General features: G+C 51.2%; 17 protein-coding genes. 10 read left to right on the forward strand and 7 right to left on the reverse strand.

Translation table 11 applies throughout. The annotated features are described in order from the left end of the window. Positions 1–41 precede the first annotated feature (41 nt). Both GS3922_RS15925 and GS3922_RS15930 read right to left on the reverse strand, forming a co-directional pair. The gene (locus GS3922_RS15925; RefSeq protein ID WP_063167115.1) at positions 42–965 is read right to left on the reverse strand and encodes an NAD-dependent epimerase/dehydratase family protein; all 924 of its coding nucleotides are present in this window, start codon (positions 963–965) and stop codon (positions 42–44) included. A gap of 177 nt (positions 966–1,142) precedes the next feature. Then, complete coding sequence (locus GS3922_RS15930) at positions 1,143–2,381, reverse strand: GGDEF domain-containing protein (RefSeq protein WP_063167116.1); 1,239 nt, start codon at positions 2,379–2,381, stop codon at positions 1,143–1,145. 370 nt (positions 2,382–2,751) lie between these two features. On the opposite strand from GS3922_RS15930, the gene GS3922_RS17735 reads away from it, so the two are divergent. Both GS3922_RS17735 and GS3922_RS15935 read left to right on the forward strand, forming a co-directional pair. Further along, complete coding sequence (locus GS3922_RS17735) at positions 2,752–2,901, forward strand: hypothetical protein (RefSeq protein ID WP_156485833.1); 150 nt, start codon at positions 2,752–2,754, stop codon at positions 2,899–2,901. 64 nt (positions 2,902–2,965) lie between these two features. Further along, complete coding sequence (locus tag GS3922_RS15935) at positions 2,966–4,120, forward strand: glycerate kinase (protein WP_063167117.1); 1,155 nt, start codon at positions 2,966–2,968, stop codon at positions 4,118–4,120. A gap of 265 nt (positions 4,121–4,385) precedes the next feature. Here the strand turns inward: GS3922_RS15935 and manA are convergent, their stop codons facing one another. Further along, complete coding sequence (gene manA, locus GS3922_RS15940) at positions 4,386–5,348, reverse strand: mannose-6-phosphate isomerase, class I (RefSeq protein ID WP_063167118.1); 963 nt, start codon at positions 5,346–5,348, stop codon at positions 4,386–4,388. Between the two features lie 156 nt (positions 5,349–5,504). Then, positions 5,505–7,031 carry an FAD-dependent oxidoreductase gene (locus tag GS3922_RS15945; RefSeq protein WP_063167119.1) on the reverse strand — a complete coding sequence of 509 codons (1,527 nt, stop codon included), beginning with the start codon at positions 7,029–7,031 and terminating at the stop codon, positions 5,505–5,507. 184 nt (positions 7,032–7,215) lie between these two features. Between GS3922_RS15945 and GS3922_RS15950 the strand changes: the two genes are divergently transcribed. The 7 genes from GS3922_RS15950 to qoxD all read left to right on the forward strand — a co-directional run bounded on the left by GS3922_RS15950 (position 7,216) and on the right by qoxD (position 15,038). Next, complete coding sequence (locus tag GS3922_RS15950; RefSeq protein WP_063167120.1) at positions 7,216–8,604, forward strand: ATP-binding protein; 1,389 nt, start codon at positions 7,216–7,218, stop codon at positions 8,602–8,604. A 436-nt stretch (positions 8,605–9,040) separates the two neighbouring features. Beyond that, a complete protein-coding gene (locus GS3922_RS15955; protein WP_063165554.1) occupies positions 9,041–10,174 on the forward strand; it encodes an IS4-like element IS5377 family transposase in 1,134 nt (377 codons plus the stop codon). 96 nt (positions 10,175–10,270) lie between these two features. Continuing rightward, positions 10,271–10,984, forward strand: a complete 714-nt coding sequence (locus GS3922_RS15960) for a TrmH family RNA methyltransferase (RefSeq protein WP_063167121.1) — start codon at positions 10,271–10,273, stop codon at positions 10,982–10,984. 259 nt (positions 10,985–11,243) lie between these two features. Then, positions 11,244–12,155, forward strand: a complete 912-nt coding sequence (qoxA, locus tag GS3922_RS15965) for a cytochrome aa3 quinol oxidase subunit II (protein ID WP_413229279.1) — start codon at positions 11,244–11,246, stop codon at positions 12,153–12,155. 17 nt (positions 12,156–12,172) lie between these two features. Further along, positions 12,173–14,119: a cytochrome aa3 quinol oxidase subunit I gene (qoxB, locus tag GS3922_RS15970; RefSeq protein ID WP_063167123.1), complete on the forward strand. Its 1,947-nt coding sequence runs from the start codon at positions 12,173–12,175 to the stop codon at positions 14,117–14,119. A 3-nt stretch (positions 14,120–14,122) separates the two neighbouring features. Further along, complete coding sequence (qoxC, locus tag GS3922_RS15975; RefSeq protein ID WP_063167124.1) at positions 14,123–14,737, forward strand: cytochrome aa3 quinol oxidase subunit III; 615 nt, start codon at positions 14,123–14,125, stop codon at positions 14,735–14,737. Position 14,738: 1 nt separating this feature from the next. Further along, a complete protein-coding gene (gene qoxD, locus GS3922_RS15980) occupies positions 14,739–15,038 on the forward strand; it encodes a cytochrome aa3 quinol oxidase subunit IV (protein WP_063167125.1) in 300 nt (99 codons plus the stop codon). Between the two features lie 113 nt (positions 15,039–15,151). Here the strand turns inward: qoxD and GS3922_RS15985 are convergent, their stop codons facing one another. From GS3922_RS15985 to GS3922_RS15995, 3 genes are all read right to left on the reverse strand, one after another. Then, positions 15,152–15,874, reverse strand: a complete 723-nt coding sequence (locus tag GS3922_RS15985) for an amino acid ABC transporter ATP-binding protein (protein ID WP_063167126.1) — start codon at positions 15,872–15,874, stop codon at positions 15,152–15,154. Then, on the reverse strand, positions 15,871–16,527 hold the full coding sequence (locus GS3922_RS15990; RefSeq protein WP_063167127.1) for an amino acid ABC transporter permease: 657 nt from the start codon (positions 16,525–16,527) through the stop codon (positions 15,871–15,873). The genes GS3922_RS15985 and GS3922_RS15990 overlap by 4 nt, the downstream gene beginning before the upstream one ends. A gap of 69 nt (positions 16,528–16,596) precedes the next feature. Further along, positions 16,597–17,409: a basic amino acid ABC transporter substrate-binding protein gene (locus tag GS3922_RS15995; protein WP_063167128.1), complete on the reverse strand. Its 813-nt coding sequence runs from the start codon at positions 17,407–17,409 to the stop codon at positions 16,597–16,599. A gap of 408 nt (positions 17,410–17,817) precedes the next feature. Between GS3922_RS15995 and putP the strand changes: the two genes are divergently transcribed. After that, the gene (gene putP, locus GS3922_RS16000; protein ID WP_063167129.1) at positions 17,818–19,275 is read left to right on the forward strand and encodes a sodium/proline symporter PutP; all 1,458 of its coding nucleotides are present in this window, start codon (positions 17,818–17,820) and stop codon (positions 19,273–19,275) included. Positions 19,276–19,382: the final 107 nt, after the last annotated feature.

The following is a 19,382-nucleotide window of genomic DNA, read 5'->3' on the forward strand; positions in this document are numbered from 1 at the left end:
CTGGCATTGCCGAACCGCGCATGTTAAGATGGCGGTTTTTCCTAACGTCTGTTCGTTTTGTAAAAATGCACGGTTTCCGCTAGACCTGCTTCCAGATTGTATGCCGGCTGCCAATCAAGCATCAGCTTTGCTTTGTCGGCATTCAAACGGCTATGGCGGATGTCTCCAGGCCGTTCGGGATAGTAAAGGCAGCTGATTGGTGAAGGGAAGAAGGAAGAAATGAGCGCGGCCAGCTCGTTGATCGTTGTCTTTTTGTTTGTGCCGATATTGAACGTTTCATTGTCTCCTTTGGTCAAAGCGAGACAGTTTGCCCGGGCGACGTCTTTGACGAACACAAAATCGCGCGTCTGGTTGCCGTCGCCGAATATGATGGGCGCTTCCTTGGCAAGCTGTTTATGGATGAGCGCCGCTACGACGCCGCCTTCGTTTTTGACAGATTGCCGCGGTCCGTACACGTTGGCGTATCGTAATATCGTATATGTGAGGTTGTAATGACGATGAAAGAGACGGATGTACAGCTCAGCCGTCTGCTTCGAGGCGGCATAAAAGGAAACCGGGCGGGCGGGGAACGACTCGGTGATACTGACGTCGCCGGCATCACCGTAAACCGCGCACGAGGAGGCGAAGATCATTTTTTTTACCTTGTGCTTGACACAGCAATGAAGAATCGTTAACGTGCCGAAAATGTTGATCTTAGCATCGGCAACCGGATCAAGAATGGAAGTGGGGACATGGGTTTGGGCTGCTTGGTGGATGACGTAATCCGGTTTTTCGCGTGCAAACAAGGCATCAATCTCAGCGGAAGATAAGAGGTCGGTGCGGTGCCATTTCGCTTTCGGATGGAGAAACGATGTTGATCCTGTTAGAAGGTTGTCAATCACGATCACATCGCACCCCGATTCCGCCAACAAATCGACGATATGGGAGCCAATAAACCCACAACCGCCGGTCACAAAAACTTTCAATGGTAAGCCCCCTTTTGGATCCCGGCCACCCAAACTATCGCTGCCAACAGCAAAGGATGAAGGGGTTTGCCTTGGCAGTGGAGCCGAGGATCGCTCCGTTTTCTAGTTAATGTATGGGGGCTAGGCCGTTTTTGCTTAGGCCGGACGGTGCGGAGAAAACGAAAAGGAGTTGCCCCGTCACGCAACTCCCCCGCATTGGGCCGAGATTTTATTTTTGCCGCTTTCTTTCGAACGAAGCAATAAGTGGTCGGCATAGACGTATGCCTTTTCGATCGATATCGTTCCTCCCGTTTGAAAAAAGTAGAGACCGAATGACGATGTGTAAGCAATTGGGCGCTTGGCCGCCCCATCATCGACCAACACCGTGCTATGGCGTACCGTTTCCCGCATCTCTTCGACAAGCTCGACGCTTTCCTCAAATGTGCGGTGGCGCAAAAACATGGTAAACTCTTCCCCACCGCTGCGAAACAAAAAATCATCCTCCTTCAGAAACCGTTTCAATGTCAAGGCAAAGTGGCGGATCACTTCATCGCCGACGGCGTGGTTATACGTATCGTTAATCGCCTTAAAATTGTCGATATCAGCGACGACAACGCCAATCCATTCGCCTGTTTCATTTAACTTCGCGATCGTCTTGTCCATATAGGCGCGGTTATGAACGCCGGTCAGAAAGTCGGTATACGCCATTTTTTCAAACTGGTCGCGCTCTAGTTTATGCTGGATGCTTTGCGATTTGGAAAAGAACGAGCGGCTGACAAAGTAATTGAGCAAAAACAAGCTCAAGAGCATATCCCATTGCTGTTCTTGCAAAAAGAGAAACAGCAGGCCGTTGGTCAGCGCCGTTTTCCCCATATCCGTCCAGCTTCTTGTCTTTATAAAATCGAGTGCTTCGCGCTGTGTCCGAATGTCGCCGGTTATATAAAAAATGACGATGAGGCAGCAATCAGTCAAAAAGGAAACGATGACGACGAGCAGAAAGATAAGCAGCCAAAATCCGATGAACGGAACAGGCTCAAACAGCGGATGGAGGAGGTTGTACAAGGCAAACGCCAATGAATTGAATGTCACAAAAGAACCGATGTTGTACAGTGTGTGCAGCCATTCATCCGGCTCCGCTGTCTTCAAGTATTTTTTTGTCAAATGTTCAGTTAGGCGAAATAGTGTTTCAAAAATAAACAGCCCGAGCGGGCCGGCAAACAAGGCGAACGATAAGCTGTAGTTAATGCCGTAGTCAACCGGAATATTGTTTTTCGTTTTGTCGACGACGCGCAAGTGAGAATATAAGCTGGAAAACAGCCAGTAAAATAGCAGGGCGATAATATACGTGCGATCGAAAGAAACCGGTTTTGACACAAAAACAACGGCAATCGACGCGAAAAAAACAGCCAAAATAATCGATCGTGCTCGGAGTAACATCTCAGCTCTCTCTCCTATGATCTGACCTCTGACAACTTCGGCGCTGGCGAAGCGATGATAAAAAAGGGGCGATCCCCCATATGTCAGCGGCTTTACGCAAACATATGGGTCATTGGCAGACAAGGCGGATAGCGAATTTCAGAATATGTTCCCAATAAGAACAAACGAACCTCTTGTTAAATCTATTATAGTACTATATATCCAATTCTGAAAATAGAAAAAACAGCGCTCATTTTCACTTTTTTTCCACAAAATTTGACAACCGCCCTTGGACGTTCCTTGTTCCTTAGAAAACAGTGTAGCTGAATGTTGGTTGTTTCGTATATAATATGGGCAACGAAAGGGACGATCGGATGGGAGGGAGTTCAAGATGGTCGGCGCGATTTTGGTTTTGCCGGCGGCTGTCTTTCACCATTCGCCGTACGGAGACGTTTTCCAAACGATACCGGAAAACGGTCAGATAGGAAAAAAGAACGGCTCAATGTCGTGCCATGCGAGCCGCCGATCGTTTCATCATTAGGTGTTTTCCACGTCGTTGTGTTAGCGTGTCTCGTTTTGTTTCATAACGCGGAGGAGGGAAAAAGATGAAAGTTGTCATTGCCCCGGATTCGTTTAAAGAAAGCCTTTCTGCGCTCGAAGTCGCTGAGGCGGTTGAACGCGGGTTTCGGACGGTGTTTCCGGAAGCTGAATACGTGAAAGTGCCGATGGCCGATGGCGGAGAAGGGACCGTGCAGTCGCTCGTTGACGCGACCGGAGGCCGCATCGTGGAAATTGAAGTGACCGGTCCGCTCGGTGAGCCGGTTGTGGCGTTTTTCGGCTTGCTTGGCGATGGGAAGACAGCGGTGATTGAGATGGCGGCCGCCTCAGGACTGCACCTTGTCCCGCGCGCCCGGCGCAATCCGTTAGTGACGACGACGCGAGGGACAGGGGAACTGATCCGCGCCGCGCTTGACGCTGGCGCCACCCATCTGATCATCGGCCTCGGCGGCAGCGCGACAAACGACGGCGGCGCCGGCATGGTGCAGGCGCTTGGCGGGCGGCTTTTAGACCGCGACGGCCGCGACATCGGCCCAGGCGGCAGGGCGCTCGCCGACTTGCAGGCGATCGACCTTTCCGGACTCGATCCGCGCCTCAAGAGCGTCCGCATTGATGTGGCCTGCGACGTCGACAACCCGTTGACCGGCCCAAAAGGGGCGTCGGCCATTTTCGGGCCGCAAAAAGGGGCGACACCGGACATGGTGGCGATCCTCGACCAAAACTTAGCCCATTATGCCGACGTGATCAACCGCGAACTCGGCAAACAAGTGGGCGACATCCCGGGCGCTGGCGCGGCTGGCGGCTTAGGAGCGGGATTGCTTGCGTTTTTTCCAGCCGAATTAAAGCGTGGTGTTGATATTGTGATCGAAACGGTCCAGCTCGCGGAGCGTGTCAAAGGGGCGGACTTAGTCATCACCGGCGAAGGGCGAATCGACGGACAGACGGTATTTGGCAAAACGCCGATTGGCGTCGCCAAGACAGCGAAGCGGTTCGGCGTCCCGGTCATCGGCATCGCCGGGTCGCTGGGCGACGACAGTGCGGCCGTATTGGATCACGGCATTGACGCGCTATTTACGATCGTCCCGGGCGTCGTGCCGCTTGAACAGGCGCTTGGACAAGCGCAACATTATGTGGCGCAAACCGCGCGGCATATCGCCTCCGTGTACCGCCTTGGTCACGCAGGAAAATCATCTTCTCTTTGATGTTTTAGAAACGCGGCTGTTTGGCGAAATGGAAGCAGGAATACGCTAAAATATGGCTTTGTTTTTTGGTAGCGGAAAAGAAGCGGATTGGCCTAAACAGCCGCCTTTCCTCAAGAAGGGAATTAAGATATAGCCTGACGGAATCGCTTGGCGCATGTATAGTAGCGAATCAAGAGGCTTGTTCAAAAGGCTGTCTGTTCCATTGGAGCACATATACGGGGGAATGAAAAAGGGTGTCTCGCTGCTTTAGAGACACCCCTCTTGTTTATTTGCCTGTTCGCGGCCAAGAGGCAATGGCTTCAAGCGCACCGCGAACCGCAAACCGGCCGAGCTGGTGCGGCAAAATGAAATGGTCGCCTTGGCGGATCGGGTATGTCCGCCCGCCGCAAGCGAGCTCGCCCTCCCCTCGGAGGACGCTGACGATGAGAAACGGCTTCGTCTGCTCCCACTCAGCTTCGCCGCGGACGTCCCACTTTTGGACGCCAAAGTAGTCGCCTTCCACAAAGGTCGTCACAGTCGCGCCAGGCATGTCGGCGACATGGGGATGGACATCGGTGTCGCGGTGCGGGACAGTGGTGACGTCAATGGCCTTCTCCAAGTGGAGTTCCCGCTTCCGCCCCTGGCTGTCGACGCGGTCGTAATCGTAGACGCGGTAAGTCGTATCAGAGCTTTGCTGCGTCTCAAGGACAAGCGTCCCTTCACAAAGGGCATGGATCGTGCCGCTTGGGACATAGAAGAAGTCGCCAGGGTGAATCGGCACTTTCCGCAGCAAACGATCCCATTCTCCCGCCTCCATCATGGCGCGCAGCTCTTCTTTTGTTTCGGCGTGATGGCCGTAAATCAACTGGGCGCCCGGCTTGCAGTCGATAATGTACCAGCATTCCGTTTTGCCGAGCTCCCCGCCTTCGTGCGTTTTTGCGTATTCATCGTCGGGATGGACTTGAACGGACAAGTCGGCGTTGGCGTCTAAAATTTTCGTCAGCAACGGAAAGCGATCGGATGGAAAATGGCCGAACAAGTCGCGGCGCTCCTCCCATAGCTGTCCAAGCGTCATCCCTTGAAACGGCCCGCGGGCGACGACCGTCTGCCCGTGCGGATGGGCCGATACGGCCCAACATTCTCCTGTTTGCGATGACGGGATATCGTAGCCGAACCGTTCGGCGAGCTTCGTGCCGCCCCAAATGCGTTCTTGAAAGACGGGAGTAAGAAAAATCGGTTCTTGATGCATATCGTTCCCCCCAAAACAGTAGAAATTACGGTGATCCTGCTTTCATCTTATCATGAAATACACCGTCGGCAAACGAAAATAATGAGGGGGAACGAACATACGATCCCCCCTCATCAGGAAAAAAATGAATATTTCGCTCTTACAGGCGGCCGCGCATCAAGGCGATTCATCGAGTTCAAGGCGCTTCAACGGCTGCTTCGCCGGGCCTTCGACGACATTGCCATCGATCGAAAAGCGCGAGCCATGGCAAGGACAGTCCCACGTCCGGTCGCCGCTGTTCCATTCGAGTTCACAGCCCATATGGGTGCACGTCGTGTCGACGACATGGAGCGTCCCCGCTTCGTCTTTGTAGGCGCCGGCCCGTTTCCCATTGACCGAGACAACCGCCCCCTCGCCGCGCGCCAAGTCTTGCGGCCGGCGGACGGCCGGCTCGATTTTGCCAGTCAATAAATGTTTGGCGACATCAAGGTTTGTCGTGAAAAACTGCTTCACACTCGGGTCGGCATAGAAACGCGACGGGGAGTACAAGTCGCGATATGGGTTGTCGCGGCCGAGAATGAGGTCAGACAGCAGCATCCCTGCGGCAGTTCCGTTCGTCATCCCCCACTTTCGGTATCCTGTCGCGACATAAATGTTTGGCGCATCGGCGGTCATCGGCCCGATATACGGCACTTTATCAAGCGTCGTCAAGTCTTGGGCCGACCAGCGGTAACGGATGTCTTTCACCGTAAACAGCTGTGAGGCAAACGAGGAAAGCGCCTCATAATGGCGCATCGTTGGCACCCCTTGGCCGGTTTTATGGTTTTCTCCGCCGATGAGAATAAGCGTCTCGCCGTTCGCCGCCGCGGAACGGATCGAGCGTTTCGGGTCGTCGGCGCTTAAATACATACCGCCCGGATACGGCTCGGCAGTCGTCACCCCTAACACGTATGACCGTTCAGCATACATGCGGGAAAAGTAAAACCCGCCGTCATAAAACGGAAAGTGGGAACAGACGGCGACATGGTCGCACTCAACCCGCTTTTTGTCGCGCGTCACGACAGACAGCCGTTCCCCTTGCTCGATGTCGGCGACCGGCGTGTATTCATAAATCGCGCCCCCCGCCTTTGTTATGGCATCAACAAGGTTGACTAAATATTTGAGCGGATGGAACTGGGCTTGCTGCTTCATCACAACCGCCGCTTTCACTGGCAGCGGGAGCGGGATCGACTCAACGAAAGCGCCGTCGATGCCGAGCCGTTCGTACGCCTCCCACTCTTTCACTAATTTTTGGAACGAAGAGGAAGACGTCGTATAAATGTAGGCGTCCTGTTCGCAAAAATCGCAGTCGATCCGGTGCTGTTCAACCGTGCGGCGGATGAAGCCGAGCGCATCCATGCAGGCGTCATAATAAAGACGTGTTTTCTCGGCGCCGAAATGGTTGAGAAATTCATCGTATACGAGGTCGTGCTGGGCGGTAATTTTCGCCGTCGTGTGGCCCGTCGTCCCGTTGAGCAGCCGATCGGCTTCAAGCAGAGCAACACGCGCTCCTTGCGTCGCCAGCAAATAAGCGGTTGTAAGGCCGGAAATGCCGCCGCCGACGACCGCGACATCGACGGAAACGTCTTCATCAAGCCTCGGAAAAGACGGAAGCGGCACGGAATCGCGCCAATATGGTTCAACAGTAGAAGGGAGGGATGACATATGTATGCCTCCTTGCATGCCAATATTGTTTTCTGTAGTTTGCTCTTTGCCATGAACAGTTATTCCATAGATCCACAACCGTTTTCTTTTTTTGGCAACCGTCCGCAAGGAGAATGAAAGATGATACAATAGAAATGGAGAGACAAGACTGTTTTGCAAAAATAATGTTAAAGGAAGATCAGGAATGAATAAATATACAAATTCGTTCCATGAACGCGCCAACGCGATGGCGGACAGCTTGATTTTGGAGCATTACAGCTTGAGCGAGCTCAACTTTGAGACGGTCAGCCATTACCGGGAGCGGTTCGCTCGCGTAAAGCCGGGCCATCCGTGGAACGGGCTTGAGACAAAAGAATTTTTATACAAAATCGGCGCATGGGGCAAGCTGCGCGACAGCAGCAAAGAAGGGCTGACGCTCGCCGGCTTATTGATGTTCAGTGAGGAGCGGATCATTACCGAGGTGCTGCCGCAATACTTTTTAGAGTACCGGGAGCACGCCGATGCGAACGGAACGGGGTGGACGAAGCGGTTCACTTCGCAGGACGGGACATGGTCCGGCAACGTGTATGACTTTTATTTCCGTGTGCTTGCTGAGCTGGAACGCCACGTTTGGTCGGATGAAGGGCGCATTGTGCTCGGTGAGGCGCTGGTGAATGCGCTTGTTCACGCTGACTACGGGGAAGAAGGAGGCATTGCCGTCGAAAAAGAAGACGGAGCGTTTCGCTTTGCTAATCCCGGCCGATTCCGCATTCCGGTTGAGGCGGCGATGGCCGGACAAATGAGCAATTTGCGCAATCCGAACGTCTTTAAAATGTTTTTATTGATCGACGTATGTAAGCGGGCGGGATCCGGCTTAAAACGAATGCATGATATGCAGGAACAGGCGCTTGTCCAGCCCGTCGACATCTCGCAACAAACGAACCCGGATCGTACGATTGTTACGTTATGCCCGCTGCTATTTCCAGCCGAGGCGGGGGCAACGGTTGAAACAGAGACGGATGAATCATTGCAACAGCCTGAACAAGAATGGACGGAACAAGAGGATCGAGGAATCAAGGAGAGCTTCATAAATAACGGACCTAACTCTGTAAATATAAGTGCAAACTCCGTTATTACTGAAGAAAACTCCATAAATAACACCATTGACTCCATAAACAACAAGGCGAACTCCGTAAAAAAATCCGTCGACTCCGTGAATAAGCAGGGCAAGTCCGTAAATAACAAACTTAACTCCATGAATAACCGATCCGACTCCGGTAATAATGAAATGAGCGTTCATGATATGGGAGAAGGAGAGGAAGACGAGAAGATGGATGAACGGTTATGGAAGATGGCGGAATTGGCGCGCCGAAAAAAGCGGTTGGCCCCAGCGGTGATGGAGGAGATGATCGTCCGCTTATGCTGCGAGCGGCCGCTGCGGCTGAAGGAGCTAGCGACGCTGCTCGAACGGACGCCGGACGGATTGCGCAACAACTATTTAGGGAAACTATTAGAGGAAGGAAAAATTCGTCTGAAATACCCCGATCAGCCAAACCATCCGCGCCAAGCGTATATTGGGACGGGAAAATCTTGATGTTGTCAGTTATGCATGGAAACAAAAGGAAAAGGGTGTCCAACGCTGGACACCCTTTTGCCATCGATTCATTTATCACCTTGAACCGCGAAGCCCCCGCTTCTCATCCGTGGGCGCAGGCGGGAGGGCGTTTAACCAGCCTGCTTTTTCAATTGCGGCTGCTTTTGCTTCCTCTCGTTTTCCTTCCTAGCAGTTAATCATAAATAACATTTTCTAAAAAAGTATTATTAAGGCGCTTACAATATAATACTAATCGATATAACGGTGGTTTTTAAATGAACAATGTTTCCAAAATGTTATTTATTAAATAGTCCGAATAGTATTTAAAAACGTCAGGCGTGTTGATTATCCAATAAAATCCAAAGGGTATAGAAAAAAGAGCACCTTTCCTGTAGAATGTGAGTAACGACACAAACAAACCCAGGAGGTGCTCTCTATGAACAAGCATACCACACTCCCGAATTTGATGCAAAAACTTGTTTCGGATGAAGAGATTCAACTGATTGCCGAAGCGGTTGGGTATCGTGATTCGTCTCGAACCTTTACGTTGCGCGAGTTGATTCACTTCTTCCTGCTGGCCGCCATGCATCAATGGAAAAGCTTTCGCCACGGAGCCGATGTGGGGCCTCTGTATGGATTGCCGCGATTCCATTATTCAACTGTATCCAAGAAAGCGAAAGAAGTTCCCTATGACATCATGAAACGCTTGTTGGCGTTGATCATTTCCAAGTGCAACCGCCAAACCCGCCGTTCGCTTCGGTTTCCCAAACCGCTTCGGGTGGTGGATTCGACGACCGTCACGGTCGGGAAAAACCGCCTCCCATGGGCGCCGTATCACGGCGAACGCGCCGGAGTGAAGCTGCACGTCGCGTATTCGCCGGAATCCTCGCTGCCGGCAGACGTGGTGGAAACGACCGGACTGCGTCACGATGGCCCAGTGGGAGAACAGTTGACGAACGCTCAACAAGTGCTGGTGGAAGACCGGGCGTATTTCAAAATCGAACGCCTCGATCGATTTGTGGAGCAGCATCAGCTCTTTGTCATTCGAATGAAGGACAACATCGAACTTCATCAGAAAAAAAGCTTGAAACGCCTTTCCAGCACATCTTCATCGGTTCAAGCCGACTTCACGTGCCAGTTGGGGACGAAACAATGCCGATCGACCAAGCGTCACCGGGTAGTGATCTTTCGAGATGCAAATGGCCGCGACATTCGGGTCGTGACGAACCTCTTCCATGCGTCTGCGGAAACCATTGCCGACATGTACCAACAACGTTGGACCGTTGAAGTCTTTTTCCGTTGGGTGAAGCAATATCTGAATGTCCCGACCTTGTTTGGCACGACGGAAAATGCGGTATACAACCAACTGTTTGCGGCGTTCATCGCGTATGTGTTGCTGCGATGGCTGTATGATCAAACCAAAAAACAGACGAACGTCTCTCTTTCCTTCATTTCGTTCGTTCGCCGTTTTTTCTCTGGGCAGCTTCCTCTCGATTGGAAATCCGGGATGGCCGCTGCTTTGTTTGAGTATGCCCAAATTTATGGAAGGCGTATGTATAATTTTGGATAATCAACACTCGTGTAAAAACGTGTGAATTGCCTGATTATCTTCTATTTTGTACAATGGGAAACGCAAAATGAGCGGAACGGAATGAAGGTGATGCTAGTGGAAGAACGGGAAGTGAAAGCATTTCTCGAACAGCTGCAGCAGGAAGGATTGCTCACCGAGCAAACGCGTCCGGTTTGGGAAATGATTTTGCCAAAGCGGCTCAAACGGATGTATGACGTGCTGAATGAGCGCACCCGCTATATTACCGTCTTGATCGAAGCGGTCGATGATCCGCATAACCAAGCGGCGGTGTTGCGGACAGCCGAGGCGTTTGGCGTTCAAGATGTTCATATCGTCACTGGGAAGGCGCCGTTTTCGCCGAATCGGCTCGTGACGCGCTATGCTGACCAATGGCTGACGCTCCACCATAAGCCAGATATCAAAACGGCCATTGCCGATTTGAAAAGTCAAGGGTATCAAGTGTATGCAAGCTATCTTGGTGAGGAGACGATTCCGGTTTCCGACATCGATCTGTCCCAACCGACAGCGCTGTTGTTTGGCAACGAGCATAGCGGCGTGTCGGAAGAGGCGCTCTGCTTGGCGGACGGAACGTTCATCATCCCGATGTACGGATTTGTCCAAAGTTTTAACATTTCCGTCGCCGCGGCATTGGCGCTGTATGATGTCACGGAACGGGCGCGCCGCCAAGCGGGAACACGTTATTATTTGCCACCTGAAGAGAGAAAGGCGCTGTACGAACAATGGATGTGGCAGACATTGCATCCGCGCATCCGCAAACAATTGGAGCAGCAAGGATATACAGTGAGGTAACCGGGTTCTTGTAAGAGGGAGCCCGGTTATTGTTTGTGGAATATTTTTGCGTGAATCCCCTTCCGGATCAATATTTCCCTAATGGAGGAAAACAAGTGACGATTTCTTGAACAATGATTGAACAGTTTGTGACAAATGTTTTGCTGATTTATGAACTTTTTCGCTCATTCGTTTCAAACATTTTCAATTTTGATATGGTAGAGACAAAAGAAAATGCATGGAAGGCCCCGAAATGGTTGGGGCGGAAGAGGGAGGACCGATAGCGATGAAACGGGCGAGATGGCGCGCGGTGCTGGTTTTGCCGTTTTTGTTTTTGCTTGGGGGCTGCGTGGAGCGCACGGCCGTGCTCAATCCGCAAGGGCCGGTGGCGCGCATGCAGTATGATTTGATCATGTGGTCTGTCGGCTTTATGTTGTTCATTATTGTTGTTGTATTTACGTTATTTGCCGTTTTTCTCATTCGTTATCGCGAGAAGCCGGAAAATGCCGGCTATGAGCCGCCGGATGAGGAAGGAAACACGCTGCTTGAAGTCGTTTGGACGGCCATTCCGATTTTGATTGTCGCTGCGCTCGCTGTTCCAACAGTGAAGGCGACGTTTGCGTTGGAAAAGCCGCCGACCGAGAACGTGAAACCGATCACGATTCACGTGACGGCGGCGAACTGGAAATGGATTTTCAGCTATCCGGAAGAAAACATTGAAACGGTCAACTACGTCCATATTCCAGCCGGTGTGCCGGTCAAGTTTAAGCTGACTTCGGTCGGGCCGATGAACTCGTTTTGGGTGCCGGAATTAGGTGGGCAAAAATATGCGATGGACGGCATGGAGACAGAGCTGATTTTGCAAGCCGATAAGCCCGGCTCCTACATGGGGCGGAGCGCCAACTTTTCCGGGGAAAAGTTCGCCCATATGGAGTTTGAAGTCGTCGCACAAACGGGAACGGACTTCCGCAAATGGGTGAATGAAGTGAAACAAACCGCCCCGAAGCTCGATGAGAAAAAATATACACAAATTTTAAAACCGGGGCTTGTTGGGCGAATGACGTTTTCGAACACCCACTTACAATGGATTGACCATGCGAAACAAAACAGCCATCATGCAGATCGAAAGCCAATGAGAAACGACGATCAAAGCGATGAAGCGATGACAAACAGTCACCATCATGGGGAGTAGGAAAGGGGGAACGAAGGATGAAGTGGAGCGAGTTTTTTGTCACGGGTGAGCCGCTCATTTATGCCGCCGATGTCGCCATCGTCTTGACGATGGTCGGCATTGTGTTTGTGTTGACATATTTTAAAAAATGGAAATGGCTGTGGAACGAATGGCTCACGACGGTGGATCATAAAAAGATTGGCGTCATGTACATTATTTGCGCAGTTTTGATGCTCTTCCGCGGCGGCGTCGATGCGCTTTTGATGCGGGCGCAGCTGACCGCGCCGAACATGAAGTTTCTTGACGCTCAACATTACAATGAAATATTTACGACGCACGGGACGATTATGATCTTGTTTATGGCGATGCCGTTCATCATCGGTTTGATGAACATCGTCGTCCCGCTGCAAATCGGGGCGCGCGATGTCGCGTTTCCATATTTGAATGCGTTAAGCTTTTGGCTCTTTTTCTTCGGTGCGTTGCTGTTTAACATTTCATTCGTCATCGGCGGATCGCCGGATGCCGGTTGGACGGCGTACTTCCCGCTTGCCGGCAACGAATTCAGCCCTGGCGTCGGCAACAACTATTACGCTGTCGCTTTACAAATTTCCGGGATCGGAACATTGATGACCGGGATCAACTTCCTTGTCACGATTTTAAAAATGCGCGCGCCGGGCATGACGTTGATGCGCATGCCGATGTTTACGTGGACGATTCTCATCACATGCGTGCTCATTATTTTCGCCTTCCCGGTGTTGACGGTCGCCTTGGCGCTCATGACGTTTGACCGGCTGTTTGATACGCAGTTTTTCACGATGGCCAACGGCGGCATGTCGATGCTCTGGGCGAACTTGTTCTGGATTTGGGGCCATCCGGAAGTGTATATCGTCATTTTGCCGGCGTTCGGCATTTTCTCGGAAGTGGTCAGCACGTTTGCGCAGAAACGGCTGTTCGGTTATAAGGCGATGGTCGGTTCGATCGTGGGCATTGCGTTTTTAAGCTTTATCGTCTGGGTGCACCACTTCTTTACGATGGGCGCAGGGCCGGCCGTGAACTCTGCCTTCTCGATCACGACGATGGCGATCGCCATTCCGACCGGGGTGAAAATTTTTAACTGGCTGTTTACGCTCCGAAAAGGGAAGATCCGCTTTACGACGGCGATGCTTTGGTCGCTGGCGTTTATTCCGAACTTTGTCATCGGCGGCGTGACAGGTGTGATGCTGGCAATGGCCGCGGCCGATTATCAATACCATAACAGCTATTTTCTCATCGCCCACTTCCATTACGTGTTGATCGCGGGTACGGTGTTCGCCTGCTTTGCCGGTTTGCATTATTGGTATCCGAAAATGTTCGGCCATATCTTGAATGAACGGCTTGGCAAGTGGACGTTTTGGCTGTTTATGATCGGCTTTAACATCTGCTTCTTCCCGATGTATTTCCTAGGGTTGATGGGGATGACGCGCCGCATGTACACGTACTCGGCTGGTCTCGGCTGGACGCCGCTCAACGTCGTCGCGACGGTCGGGGCGGTGTTGATGGGCATCGGGTTTATCGTGCTTTGCTATAACATTTATTACAGCGCGCGCTACGGCGAGCGCGACATGACCGGCGACCCGTGGAACGGGCGGACGCTTGAGTGGGCGACCGCGTCGCCGCCGGTGCATTACAACTTCCCGGTGACGCCGGTTGTCGAAGATGTGGACGCGTATTGGGTGATGAAGAAAAAGTATGGCGGCTTCCACGTGAAAGAAGAAGACTTGAAGCCGATCCATATGCCAAGCAACTCAGGACGCCCGTTTTGGATGTCGGTGGCGTTTTTCGTCGCCGGGTTCGGCCTTGTGTTCAAGTGGTTTGCGTTGGCTATCGTTGGTGCGTTGTTCATTGTGCTTGGATTGATTCTCCGCTCATTTGAAGACGATGATGGCTACCATATTCCGGTTGACGAAATCAAACGGATGGAACGAGCGGCGCGGAAGGGGGCGTGACGAATGGGAGAAGCTGCACATCGCTATGAGGAAACGGTGCCGCTGGAGTATCGGACGCAAGAAAGTCGGTTGAACATATTGGGTTTCTGGATTTTCCTCGGGGCGGAAGTCGCGCTGTTTGCGACGCTGTTTGCGACGTATCTCGTCTTGTTCCAACGGACCGGCTCGGGGCCGACGGCAGCGGAGCTGTTTGAGGTAAAAGACGTTTTGATCGAAACGTTGTTGCTGTTGACGAGCAGTTTCACATGTGGGTTGGCCATTTTTGAAATGCGCCGCGGCCGCATGAGCGGGCTGATTGCCTGGCTGCTCGTGACGCTTCTGCTTGGGGTGGGGTTTATCGCGTTTGAAATTCGCGAGTTTATTCATTACGTTCATGAAGGGGCGACGATGCAGACGAGCGCGTTTTTATCAAGCTTTTTCGTTCTTGTCGGCACGCATGGCGCCCACGTCGGCTTAGGGATCGTCTGGATGATTCTCATCATCATCCAGCTTCTCCAACGCGGGTTGACGGCGAAAACGGCCCGGAAAGTGTTTATCGTCAGTTTGTACTGGCACTTTTTAGACGTTGTTTGGATTTTCATTTTTACGCTTGTCTATTTGCTAGGGATGGTGGTATAAAATGGGGGCTAACGGCCATCATGAATCATTTCCGTGGAAACATGTCGTCGGGTTTTTGTTGTCGCTTGTCTTGACGTTTGCGGCGCTTTGGGTGGCGCTCTCATCCGGGCTGCCGCTCAAGGCGGTCATTGTCGTCATTGTGTTGTTTGCCGTCATCCAAGCCAGCTTGCAGCTGTTTATGTTTATGCATGTCAACGAAAGCAACAGCGGACGCATGCAAACGTTCAATATGGTGTACAGTTTCTTTATCGCGGTTGTGATTGTTGCCGGTTCGATTTGGGTGATGCAGTTTGTGTTGTAAAGCGCAAGGGTGTCTCCAAAGCAATGGGGCACCCTTTTCGTTGGCTATATGCCTGCTTTTTTCATTATGTTTCCATAGAAAAGGCGCCTTGCCCATTCGAGGCAAGCCGCCTTTTACAGTACTTTTGACAAAAACGCTTTTGTCCGCTCGTTTTGTGGGCGGTCGAACAAGTCTTCCGGCTTTCCTTCTTCGACGATGTAGCCGCCGTCCATAAACAAGACGCGGTCGCCGACCTCGCGGGCAAAGCCCATCTCATGGGTGACAATGACCATCGTCATCCCCTCATTGGCGAGCTGCTTCATAACTGAAAGCACTTCGCCGACCATTTCCGGGTCAAGGGCTGACGTCGGTTCGTCAAAGAGCATGATTTTCGGTTCCATGGCCAATGCCCGGGCGATGGCGACGCGCTGCGCCTGCCCGCCGGAGAGGGAATCCGGGTAGACGTGCGCTTTATCTTGCAAACCGACTTTGGCGAGCAGTTCCATCGCTTTCGCTTCCGCTTTTTCACGCGGCCATTTGCGCACTTTCATCGGTGCGAGCGTAATGTTGTTGAGCACCGTCATGTGAGGGAACAAGTTAAAGCGCTGGAACACCATGCCGACTTCTTCACGCACTTTGTTTAAGTTCGTGTCTTTCGCCTTTAAATTAATACCGTCAATAATAATTTCACCTTCATCGAAATCCTCAAGCAAGTTTAAACAGCGCAAAAACGTCGATTTTCCTGACCCTGATGGGCCGATGACGACGACAACTTCTCCTTCGTGAATATGAGCGTCGATTCCTTTCAACACTTGAAGTGAACCGAACGATTTTTTTAATTGGCGTACGTCGATCATTGAGTCGAATACTTCCTTTCAAGATAATGTGACAGCTTGCTTAACGACAATGTCAAGACAAGATAGACGAACGCGACGGTCAAATACGGCTCCCAGACGCGGTAATACTCACCGGCCGCCGCTTTTCCCCAGTACATAATTTCCGGGGCGGCGATGACCATCCCGAGCGACGAATCTTTAACCAAAACGATAAACTCGTTCGCAAACGGCGGAATCATCCGCTTCAGCGCCTGCGGCAAGATGATGTAGCGCATCGCTTGCGCATGCGTCATCCCAAGCGAGCGGGCCGCTTCCATTTGCCCTTTGTCGATCGACTGGATGCCGGCGCGGAAAATTTCCGCGACGTAGGCGGCGGAGTTCAGTGACAGTGAGACGGCTAAGGAAATGATCGCGTTCGGTTCCGCAAGCAAAAGCGGCATGGCGCCGAAATGGACGAGCAAAATTTGCACGACAAGCGGCGTACCGCGGAAAAAGTTAATGTACCACGAAAACGGCAAACGAATAATCGGGTTGGACGACATTTTGCCAAGGCCGATGAACAGGCCGAGAATGAGGCCGAACACGATGCCGGCTAATGATACGCCGATCGTTATGAGCAGCCCTTGCCAAAAGTAAGGGGCGTATTCAATAATAATATCAAAACGAAAATCCATCGATCTCACCTTTCTCTAAGAAAAATGCGTAACTTGCTAGCAGTTACGCATTTTTCTATGTTCGTGCGCTTATGGTTGTTGTTTTAAGCCTTCCATATTCGGCTCTTTGCCGAACCATTTTTGGTAAATCTCTGCATATTTGCCGCTGTCAATCACTTTCTTTAACGCTTCGTCTACTTTTGCTTTCAATTCGCTATCTTTCGGGAAGATCATGCCATAATATTCCGAAGCGAAGTTTTGCGGATCTTCAATGACTTGCAATTTTTTGTCCGGATTGTTTTTCACGTATTCGTTTGCCACCGCGTTGTCCGTGATGACAGCATCAACACCGCCGTTTAGCAGTTCCATAATGGCAACAACACTCGTTTCGAATTTTTTAATGTGATCGCCTTTGCCAAATAGCTTCTCCGCAGCTTCTTGACCGGTTGTCGCGTTTTGAACGCCGATCGTTTTCCCTTTTAAGTCAAGGGCGTTTTTCACCGGGCTGCCTTGTTTGACTAAGATGACTTGTGTTGCTTCAAAGTACGGAGCTGAGAAATCATAAGATTGTTTCCGCTCGTCCGTAATCGTAATGCCGGAAATGCCCATGTCGATTTCTTTGCTTTGCAGCGAAGCGAACAGCGGATCCCAGCCGATGTTTTTTAATTCATAATCCAAGCCGGCTTCTTTCATGACCGCATCGAGAAGGTCAACGTCAAAACCAACGATTTTCCCTTTTTCCATATACTCGAACGGGGCAAATGCCGCGTCCGTTCCGACGGTGATTTTTTGCTTCGCTTCTTTTTCAGCGCCTGACGGAGAGCTTGTTTCTGTCGACTTGCCACAAGCGGCGAGCGCCATAAACAACGCAGCAACGACCGCTACGATCAAACCTTTCTTCATTCTATAAAATCCCCCTTTGGAATCATTGTCGATGAACGATTATCATACTATCAATATTTTTGTGATTATGCAATAGGTTTTATAAAAATAATTGTTTGAACATTTTGGTACTGCCGTATAAATGGGGAAAAGGCGAATTTTTCAATGTTTTTCGCCACATTAACTGAAGGACATATGGATAATATCATTTCATATGCATTTTTATAAAATAATGTTTTATGTAAAAAAGATATAAACGATGGATTTTCAATTTACAGAATATTATACCAGGAAGAGAGAAGTATTGGCAAAGGTTTTATCAACCCGTTTATTGTAGCGATATGGAAAAAAATAAATACTATTGTGTAAATACTATCAATTTCGTTATGATGAAAGTGGTGACAAGACAGCAAAGGAAGGAGAGGTCATATGGTTTTATTTTCCGTCATTGTGTATTTAGTCGGCATGCTCTGGATCGGTTATTGGGCGTATAAACGGACGGCGAACTTGTCTGATTATATGCTCGGCGGCCGGACGCTCGGACCGGCAGTCACCGCGCTTAGCGCTGGGGCTTCCGATATGAGCGGCTGGCTGTTGATGGGGCTGCCGGGGGCGATGTATCTTGATGGGGTGAGCGCCGCATGGATCGTTATCGGCTTGACGCTGGGCGCTTACGCGAACTGGTTGTATGTCGCACCGCGGCTGCGCGTTTACACCGAAGTAGCGGACGACTCGATTACGATTCCGGAATTTTTGGAAAACCGTTTCGGCGATGCGACGAAACTGTTGCGGATGGTATCCGGGATGGTTATTATGATCTTTTTTACGTTTTACGTTTCATCCGGCCTTGTTTCGGGCGGTGTGTTGTTTGAAAATTCGTTTGGTGTCAGCTATCATACGGGGCTATGGATTGTCGGCGGCGTCGTCGTTGCCTATACATTGTTCGGCGGCTTTTTGGCCGTCAGCTGGACGGACTTTGTACAAGGGACGATCATGTTTATCGCCCTCATTCTTGTCCCGGTCGTGACGTTGTTCCATACAGGTGGTCCAGCTAATACAATGGAGACGATTCGCGCTATTGATCCGGCTTTGTTAGATTTATGGAAAGGGACAAGTTTTCTCGGCATTATTTCGTTGTTTGCCTGGGGGCTTGGCTATTTTGGCCAACCGCACATTATCGTCCGCTTTATGGCGATTAAGTCGGTGAAAGAAATGAAAAGCGCCCGCCGCATCGGCATGGGCTGGATGATTTTCTCAGTCGTCGGGGCGATGTTGACGGGATTGTTTGGAATCGCTTACTTTTTTGAGCGCGGCATGAAACTCGATGATCCGGAAACGGTGTTTATCCAGCTTGGGGAAATTTTGTTCCACCCAGTCATCACCGGATTTTTGCTGGCGGCGATTTTGGCGGCGATCATGAGCACGATTTCCTCACAGCTGCTCGTTACGTCAAGCTCGCTGACCGAAGATTTGTATAAGGTGCTGTTCCGCCGCTCGGCTTCAGATCAGGAGCTTGTTTTTGTCGGACGCCTGTCGGTGCTCCTTGTCGCCGTTGTCGCGACCGCGCTAGCCTACACGAAAAACGACACGATTTTAAACTTGGTTGGCTATGCGTGGGCCGGATTCGGTGCGTCATTTGGCCCGGTCATTTTGCTTAGCCTGTTTTGGCGGCGGATGACGAAATGGGGAGCGCTTGCCGGCATGGTTGCCGGGGCGGCAACCGTCATCTTATGGACGCAGTCAGACTACTTAAAAGGGCTGCTGTATGAAATGATCCCGGGATTTGCCGCGAGCTTGCTCGCCATTGTCGTTGTAAGCTTGCTGACGAAAGCGCCGGAAGGGAAAGTGGCCGAGCAGTTTGACCGATTTAAACAGTCGCTGTCATAAACAAGACAAACAGGGTGTCCCTTGTCGCGGGGACACCCTGTTGTCAAAAGGGGCCTTTCCTGATGTCTCAGCCTAAGTACAGGCGTTGTCGCGGCGTCATGTCGTCC

It is taken from the genome of Geobacillus subterraneus (genome assembly GCF_001618685.1).
Taxonomy (GTDB): Bacteria; Bacillota; Bacilli; order Bacillales; family Anoxybacillaceae; genus Geobacillus; species Geobacillus subterraneus.

Bases quoted from the DNA above. Each gene is read 5' to 3' on its own strand.
- putP (WP_063167129.1), top strand. From the start codon at position 17,818: ATGGTTTTATTTTCCGTCATTGTGTATTTAGTCGGCATGCTCTGGATC.
- GS3922_RS17735 (WP_156485833.1), top strand. From the start codon at position 2,752: ATGGTCGGCGCGATTTTGGTTTTGCCGGCGGCTGTCTTTCACCATTCG.
- GS3922_RS15950 (WP_063167120.1), top strand. From the start codon at position 7,216: ATGAATAAATATACAAATTCGTTCCATGAACGCGCCAACGCGATGGCG.
- GS3922_RS15995 (WP_063167128.1), bottom strand. From the start codon at position 17,409: ATGAAGAAAGGTTTGATCGTAGCGGTCGTTGCTGCGTTGTTTATGGCG.
- GS3922_RS15985 (WP_063167126.1), bottom strand. From the start codon at position 15,874: ATGATCGACGTACGCCAATTAAAAAAATCGTTCGGTTCACTTCAAGTG.
- qoxB (WP_063167123.1), top strand. From the start codon at position 12,173: ATGAAGTGGAGCGAGTTTTTTGTCACGGGTGAGCCGCTCATTTATGCC.
- qoxD (WP_063167125.1), top strand. From the start codon at position 14,739: ATGGGGGCTAACGGCCATCATGAATCATTTCCGTGGAAACATGTCGTC.
- GS3922_RS15945 (WP_063167119.1), bottom strand. From the start codon at position 7,031: ATGTCATCCCTCCCTTCTACTGTTGAACCATATTGGCGCGATTCCGTG.
- GS3922_RS15955 (WP_063165554.1), top strand. From the start codon at position 9,041: ATGAACAAGCATACCACACTCCCGAATTTGATGCAAAAACTTGTTTCG.
- qoxC (WP_063167124.1), top strand. From the start codon at position 14,123: ATGGGAGAAGCTGCACATCGCTATGAGGAAACGGTGCCGCTGGAGTAT.
- GS3922_RS15990 (WP_063167127.1), bottom strand. From the start codon at position 16,527: ATGGATTTTCGTTTTGATATTATTATTGAATACGCCCCTTACTTTTGG.
- GS3922_RS15930 (WP_063167116.1), bottom strand. From the start codon at position 2,381: ATGTTACTCCGAGCACGATCGATTATTTTGGCTGTTTTTTTCGCGTCG.
- manA (WP_063167118.1), bottom strand. From the start codon at position 5,348: ATGCATCAAGAACCGATTTTTCTTACTCCCGTCTTTCAAGAACGCATT.
- GS3922_RS15935 (WP_063167117.1), top strand. From the start codon at position 2,966: ATGAAAGTTGTCATTGCCCCGGATTCGTTTAAAGAAAGCCTTTCTGCG.